Annotated in this window: 3 protein-coding genes; all 3 read left to right on the forward strand. The window is 73.5% G+C overall.

What is annotated here, in order from left to right; all coding sequences use genetic code 11:
* Window positions 1-605 (forward strand): NAD(P)/FAD-dependent oxidoreductase (locus ON39_RS34055; protein WP_040740391.1); only part of this gene is annotated, 605 nt, incomplete at its 5' end.
* Window positions 602-916, forward strand: coding sequence for a (2Fe-2S)-binding protein (locus ON39_RS34060; protein WP_051187455.1), 315 nt, complete (start codon window positions 602-604; stop codon window positions 914-916). The genes ON39_RS34055 and ON39_RS34060, both read left to right, overlap by 4 nt.
* Window positions 909-1,582: NAD(P)/FAD-dependent oxidoreductase (locus ON39_RS34065; protein WP_040740393.1), on the forward strand; the 674-nt coding region annotated here is incomplete at its 3' end. The genes ON39_RS34060 and ON39_RS34065, both read left to right, overlap by 8 nt.

Below are 1,582 nucleotides of genomic sequence, written 5' to 3' on the forward strand. Positions count from 1 at the left end.
GACCGCGGCGCGCCGACCTCGTGATCAACGCGGCGGGCCCGTGGTCGGGCGCGGTGTCGGAGCTGCTGGGCGCGCCGATCGCGGTCAAGCCGCGCCGCGGCGACGTGCTGATCACCGCGCCCATGCCGCCGACGGTGTTCCACAAGGTCTACGACGCGGATTACGTAGGGGCCGTGGGAAGTTCGGACGCGGCGTTGCAATCGTCGGCGGTGGTCGAGTCGACGAGGGGCGGGCCGCTGCTGCTCGGCTCGTCGCGCCGCCAGTGCGGCTTCGACGATCGGCTGCGCCCGGACAGCCTGGCCGCCATCGCCCGAAAAGCCCTGCGGCTGTATCCGATCCTCGCCGACGTCGCGATCATGCGGGCGTACGGCGGGTTCCGGCCCTATGTGGCCGACCATCTTCCGGTGATCGGCCCGGACCCGCGACTGCCGGGCCTGTGGCACGCGACCGGTCACGAGGGCGCGGGCATAGGCCTGTCCGTCGGCACCGCCCACCTGATCTCGGCCGCACTGGCCGGACAGCCGGACGAGATCGATCTCGCGGCGTTCGCCGTCGACCGCCCCGCCGTGATCGCCGAACCGAGGACGGAGCACGTAACCCGATGAGCCCCCACCTGATTCGACCGGACGCCGATCCGGTCGGGCGAAACGATCGACCGCTGACGGTCACCGTCGACGGCGCCCCCGTCACCGGCGCACACGGGCAGACCCTCGCGACGGTGCTGCTGGCCGACGGCCGCTCGCACTGGCGCACCGCGCCGACCGGCGGCCCGCGCGGCGTGTTCTGCGGCATCGGCGTGTGTTTCGACTGCGTCGCCACCGTCAACGGCGTGCCGGACGTCCGGCTGTGCCGCCGTCCGGCCCGCGACGGCGACCGCGTCACCACCCAGTCCCGGACGGGAGCAGGCGATGAGTAGGCACGTGGTGGTGATCGGCGGCGGCCCGGCCGGCACCGCGGCCGCCGACGCCGCGCTGCGACACGGCGCGACGGTGACCCTGATCGACTCGAACGAGGCGCTCGGCGGCCAGTACAACCGGCGCGTCCCGGCGGCGTACGGCGTCGGGCAGCCGCTGACCATCGGGCACGGGTACGCCGCGGCCGCGCGCCGCGCACGCCTGCTGATCGAGCACCCGCGCTGTACGTACCTGCCGTGGGCCGCCGTGTATCAGATCGAGCGCCACCTCGAAGGTGGTTGTCCCGCAGTGCGTCTGCTGATCGGCGCGGAGGGCGACCGGCGCGAACACCGGGTGGTGCAGGGTGACGCGCTGGTCATCGCGACCGGCGCCTACGACCGGGTGTGCCCGTTCCCCGGCTGGGACCTGCCCGGCGTCTATACCGCCGGCGCCGCACAGACTCTCGCGAAGACTCAGCGCCTGCTCGTCGGCCGGTCCGTCTTGGTCTCCGGCACCGGCCCGTTCCTGCTCCCGGTCGCACAATCCCTGGCGGACAACGGGGCCCGGGTGCGGGCGGTGCTCGAAGCCAACCCCGGCCGCGCCATCGTGCGACGGTGGACAGCCGAGCCCTGGCAGCTGCGGCACAGCGCCGGTAAGGCGCTGGAGCTGTTCGAGTACGTGGCTTGCGG

This window comes from Nocardia tenerifensis NBRC 101015 (genome assembly GCF_000308715.1).
Classification (GTDB): domain Bacteria; phylum Actinomycetota; class Actinomycetes; order Mycobacteriales; family Mycobacteriaceae; genus Nocardia; species Nocardia tenerifensis.